This window comes from Halorubrum sp. C191, from assembly GCF_002727095.1.
GTDB classification, from domain to species: Archaea; Halobacteriota; Halobacteria; order Halobacteriales; family Haloferacaceae; genus Halorubrum; species Halorubrum ezzemoulense.
Genome location: NZ_NHNZ01000113.1, coordinates 1 through 5,921, shown reverse-complemented (window position 1 = coordinate 5,921; position 5,921 = coordinate 1). Strand labels below are relative to the sequence as shown.

The 5,921-nt window shown below is 51.7% G+C and carries 3 protein-coding genes and 1 pseudogene; 3 read left to right on the top strand and 1 reads right to left on the bottom strand.

From position 1 onward, the window contains the following. Positions 1-182: 182 nt before the first annotated feature. Positions 183-2,402 (top strand): DEAD/DEAH box helicase, encoded by a 2,220-nt coding sequence (locus Z052_RS11780; RefSeq protein WP_099289042.1) that lies wholly within the window; start codon positions 183-185, stop codon positions 2,400-2,402. A 987-nt stretch (positions 2,403-3,389) separates the two neighbouring features. Here the strand turns inward: Z052_RS11780 and Z052_RS19775 are convergent. Beyond that, entirely contained in the window at positions 3,390-4,352 is a 963-nt protein-coding gene (locus tag Z052_RS19775; protein WP_144050020.1) for a hypothetical protein, read from the bottom strand. 275 nt (positions 4,353-4,627) lie between these two features. Between Z052_RS19775 and Z052_RS11770 the strand changes: the two genes are divergently transcribed. Together Z052_RS11770 and Z052_RS11765 are read left to right on the top strand one after the other, a co-directional pair. Continuing rightward, positions 4,628-5,131: a Fic family protein gene (locus tag Z052_RS11770; protein WP_099289040.1), complete on the top strand. Its 504-nt coding sequence runs from the start codon at positions 4,628-4,630 to the stop codon at positions 5,129-5,131. Positions 5,132-5,595: 464 nt separating this feature from the next. Further along, positions 5,596-5,921, top strand: a pseudogene (locus Z052_RS11765) (IS5/IS1182 family transposase); the annotation flags it as partial.

Below are 5,921 nucleotides of genomic sequence, written 5' to 3'. Positions count from 1 at the left end.
TCGACACCCGGGGTGTGTGTGGTACCGCCCACAATTTGTGAATAGCTTCGGTGCCAAACCGAGGCATTCGTCTCGACAGTCTTTGATATTCTCTTTACGTCAAAGCGCGAGACTTCCTCCTCAATTTTCCGTAGCCCAATAGCGACGAAGTATTATATGCTGTCAAGAGAGCATGTTACTCAATGTCTCTGTTGTTTGAGTATGCCGCCGATCAGTTCTCGCTTACTGATGCTGTCCTCCATACTGCCTCCAAAACGACACTTTCTGAGACAACTGACCATATTCCAGTCCGCCCTATCGCCACATTTGCGAGCCATCACGACGAACTCTCCCATCCTGACCGGGATTGGACATGTATCCCGTTACACGGGCTCGACAACGCGACGCCGACCGAGGAGTTCGTTGCCTACACTGACCACGAGGTACGTGGCGAGATCTTCCTCGTTGAGCGAGACGGTGATGTGAAACCGATTGCCGCTGACGAGTTTGGCGGCACGCAACTTGCGAATCGAATTCGGTTCTGGCATTCGGATTATCTTCCGGAGACGTACCCACCAGGGTACGATGCTCCGATTGACGACCACGAAGATCCGACACATCCAGTGGAAGACGCCGACTTACTCACAGAGTTTCGGGACTATATTGCCGATGAGCGTGCGGCGACGAGAGCAAGTAACGAGACGCAAGCTCGCAATCTCTCAGCACGAGCGCTGTACGAACGCGGTGAATCCGCCATTCCCCAACTGCTGTGTCGTGGCGAAGAAAACGGTGAATACCGCTTCCGAGTCGATCTTGATCCACGGCGCGAAGACCGTCGCGATGACGACTGGGCTTACTTTGTCGAAAGCGAGTTCGGCATTTACCAAGATAACGAGGTTCTGATTCATGCCGACGCTGACGACGCACCTGATTCATTCCCGGTTGCTGCCGAAGTTGAACGCGTCCGTGGGCTGAATGTCTGGCTCACGCTCGAGTGGGAGACCGTCGATACTACGGGAACAGTCAGCGCCTATCTAGAGGGCGATCATACGATCGGGTGTTCCAAACGGCTCAATCCAGTTCCCTTCGATCGCGAACTCACCGCCATTGAGTCCTTACGAGATGATTCCTTCCACGAGGTGCTTGTCGGCGATCGCCCGCTTACATTCTCGAATGAGGCTGCCGCACTGAGCGAATCGTTTGATGACGATCTCAACCAAGAACAGCAGCTCGCTGTCGAGTATGCCCTCATCGCCGATGAGCTCTTCTGTATTCACGGGCCGCCGGGCACAGGGAAAACAAGGACACTCGTCGAAATTATCCGTCGCGCTGTTGACGCTGGCGAGGATGTGCTTGTTTGTACGGATTCGAACCAGGCGCTAGACAACCTCGTCGCCGGCAACTCGACACGTAGTGATCTTGATGCTGGGTCACTCCATGCCTACGGACAACACGGATCCGGCGAGTTCACTCTTGACCGTGTCAACGCCGAGCGGTCGACGCATGATGTCCTCCGGGAGAGCTACCAAGATGTTGCTGAAAGAGCTGAGGTTGTCGCAGCGACCAACAGCAGTGCAGCCACGCTCGCCCGTGAGTTCGACCTCCTCGTTCTTGATGAAGCGACGCAGTCGACCTGTACCGCATCGTGTATTCCACTTGCCCGCGTCGACCGAGCTGTTCTTGCGGGTGATCACGAACAACTCCCACCGTTCAGTGCGACAGACGATCCACCCGATTCTGGATATGGACTCTCACTGTTTGAACACCTCTACGCCGACGGTGGCGTCTATGAAGGTATTGGCCTCCAACTGAAGACCCAATATCGGATGCACCCCGACATTGCCTACTTTTCCAACCGCGAGTTCTACGATGGGTCGCTCCGAACCGGCCGCGTCGTCACCCCGCTTGCTGACACGCCAGCGATTGAAGGCTACAATATCGGTGGTTCGGTCGATATCGTCGACCACTCCCGGGCCAACAAGGCTGAAGCACGTCTTGTCGTTCACCTTATTCAGACTACTCTTGAAGATGTTCCACCAGAAGAGATCGGTGTGATCACACCGTACGCTGCCCATGCTCGACTACTCCGTGACCAACTCAACGATCACGTCGACCACGCGACCGCGATCACTGTCGACACTATCGATTCCTTCCAAGGCAGCGAGAAGACTGCTGTCATCATTTCGCTTGTTCGGAGTAATGCCGACGGTGACATCGGCTTTCTCGGTCGCGCCAACGACGGACCGCGACGGCTCAATGTTGCTCTCACTCGGGCTAAGCGGTACTGTGCGGTCGTTGGTGATTTTCACACCCTTCGATACGACACTGATGGGAAGTGTACGGAACTTTACCGGGACTTCAGGAATTACTTCGAATCGACCGGTCGCCTGAACGACGTCGACCCGGCATTCCTCGGAGTGTAGCTGCGTCGGTGCTGGCCTATCGTGGTGGGGCCTGATACGATGCTAGTGCTTTCGGAGGGTAATCGTGGGTAACAGTATCCATACTCTGGAGAAATATTTAGTTTATATGACAAATATTGATATCGGTTACCGAACGACTGGAGTTCCTCTACCGGTGCGGATTCATCCTTGTACTGTTCCTTGAGGTAGTCATAAAACCGCTCTATCTCAAGCACAGTGAAGACAGCGACCTGAAACACTTTGTTCTCTTCACAGCCAAAGAGCGTAGCTGCTCCCGTGCCGCCTCATAGTCTCCCAGCATCTGTTTCTCGTGAACTTCGCCCAATATTCGACGGAGTGACTCTTCATTTCGGAGAAAAAATTCAACCAAGCTTCGCGGTTGCCCCCAGTCGTCACTTTCGGTGTCGCTCTCGGTCATACCGTATTGTGATTACATTTCTCAAAAAACCTTCTACCGAACTCAAGTCAGAATGTCTCGGGATCCAGCCCTGAAAGAGTTCACCTGTCTCTACTCATACTCTTTCATCGTCCGGAGAGTTTGTCGAGATAGAGTGGGTGTCCACCGACAATCCTTATTCCATGAGCGAGCAGCGGGTCATCCGCCAGAGCGAAGTAGGGTAGAAATGGTAATAGTTTCAGGCTTCAGATCAGGTTGATCTCGCCAGTTCGATTAGGGAGATGATGATTGACGTGGGAATCACAATCTATAAAATATATCTGTCATGAAACTGCGTAAAATCTTGGGACCCGATCAAAAATGGACTGCGTAAACGGCTTTTTATTATCACGTAAAATTTACTTTACGGACATTATTAGGCAATATAATCCGCATAATGTGCGTAAACGAGTACGCACATTCAATCCTCTAAATACAAACTATAGCCCTCATACCTGTGCGTAATCGCTACTTGGAGAATTCGGGTACTTCCAGTAGTAGTATTAGAGTAGGGAGAGAGAACCTAAACACAGAAAAACGGGGTTATTTGGTCAATTGACTCGTACTGGAGAAGTCTCAGTTAATGGATATAAGCTCTGGTGACTGCCGTCAGATGTAGAAATCTGATCTTGGAGAGCAGTTAGCGTTGTGACTTGGTCGATGCCTGCACACTCGTAGTCTGGGTTATTCTGGCTTCGAGTGATGTACTCGTTGAGTGTCTTGATCGAGTAATTCCACGGTCTGCTATACGGCGCATGAATTAGTGAACAACCCTGCTTCTCACCGTAATCTAACTGGTTAAGCGCATTCGCCGCATGATGTCGATCGTCGAATACCCAGATGTATTTACAATCTGGATTGGACGCGAATGATTTGTATTTACGTGACAACATTTTGTAATTATTGTGGTTGGTTATGACCTCACCACCCCAAGTGTCAAACTTGGTCTCCACGGACGTGCCAACCACTTCTACAGAGTCAACAGATCTCCAGTAGATATCTGGCGCAACTTTATTCGTGACGTCAGGGTACGGAGTCACAGAGTGGTCAGCGCGCATATGTATCGTTTGTAGTCTTTCAACGCCCATCCGGTGTCTGAGAGACTCATTCCAATCGCCAACAAGGCCAACGCTCTCATTGATTGAACTCTGCAGTCCATGGTCTATCATCACTTGTCCAAAGGCTTCCCCAAGCGTTCGTCGGTACTTCTTTTGCGGGCTCCACCTGACCTTTCTCCGCAGGATCGTCTCTTCTTTTATGTTTCCGACCTTTTGAAACCGCTTCAGCACTGGCTCATACTCCTTGTCCCAGCGTTTCTTTGAACAGCCAATCAGCGTGCGGAGTTTAGGAGGGGGACTACAGCCGATATGATTTAGCGTGTCGTTGATCAGAAACGGAACGCCGTTGTACCAGAGAGCGATCGCGTACGAGAGCAGGAGTTCAGGCCGCTTTTCGCTTTTTATCAAGTCGACGCCATTGACGACGATCCTGTCTGGGAGTTTGAGTCCAGTCATTACTCTTGGGTGTACACGCTGCTATCATAAACAATCCGGTCAGAATTTGAAATACATTGTATTCAAACGGGAAACCAACCAGATATTTCCAGATGATGTCGTATCACTAGGTAATGTTGTTCATATTGGAAGGTAATCGAATGCACGGCCTCATCTCTTTCGGCAAACTGCGACGAGGAAGGACCTCAAAGAATAGTCTCTACCGGTAGCGGACGTTCCGGAAAATAATCATCGACGTGCTTTCATGGTGGCCTAGAAGTGATACACCAACGCCAATGGTCGATGTCGAAGAGTTCCTCACCGAATCAAACGCTATCGAGGATGTTCACAGCGAATGCGCTTTCACAGATAGTTTCGACGCCTGGACGTATCTCCGACAGCAACGCAAACTCACCCACGATGTCCTTCAGGTGGCACACGAACACATTCTGAAAAATCGACAACCTGAGATCGCTGGCCACTACAGAGACATTCACGTCCAGATTGGTGGGCGACGACCGCCGTCACCAGAGGTCGTCAAGTTAGCAATGACAGACTTGCTAGAGTGGCGGCCTATGGACCCAGTCAGAGCTGTCGAGTGGCATATTGCTTTCGAACGGATCCACCCGTTTGCGGACGGTAACGGACGGATTGGTCGACTTGTCTATCTCTGGCACTGTGTAGAACACCTAGACGCCGAACCGATCCTTTGGCGGGCCACAGACCGGGAAGGATACTACGCACTGTTTGACTCGGAGATTTCCATTCCGGACTCTCCTGATCATGGAACTGACCTGTGAAATTTTGACATCTCGTTTCGATCCAAAAGTTGCTGTTGTGTCGTTGATTCGCTGATGAGACTCGTACTCTGCTGGCACGCCGGTAGTACGTGTTTCTCCATCAGAACAGGTCGCCAGTGTCTGACAAAGAATTAGGAGGCTGTCGACTGTAACGACACCTAACGAGTGGGACTGCCCCGCAAATCACGTGATGACTGAACCAAATCCCATGCTGGGTACCCCTCCGCAATGCGGCTCCGAGGTTCGTGAGGGGTCCGTGATGATCGAGTATGAAACCAAAGACAGTGACGCAGGTGTCTGGGCAGAGTGTCCCGACTGCGTAATGATCGTGGATCCCCTCCTCCAAAAGCCAAGGTAACAGGAAGGTTCCATGTGAATTGCCTGAAATGTGCTGTGTTGAATAGCGATCTAATCAGCTGTTATCACGGAGTAGAAGGACGAAGCCGAGGAAATCGATTCTGTCCATGGAAGTCGATCTCCTCGACTTCATTGAGCAGTGTCGTGACCTAGCTAAACAAGCGTTGGGAAAGCACGCGGGCGAGCCCGCCAGCGGCGGGTTCGCCCGCTGGAAACACGTCGTTCTACACTGTTTTCGGGTCGAAGACGGCCACAGCTACCGTGAAACGCCGAATCGGCTGAAGTACATGGCCGAGATTCGTGACGTACTCGACTTAGATCGGGACGATCTCCCAGACTACAGCACGATCTACAAGTCGTTTGATCGGCTGAAAATGTGGGTGTGGCGGGCGCTGCTGCGCGTTTCCGCGCAGCAGCACCCGCAGTCCGGACA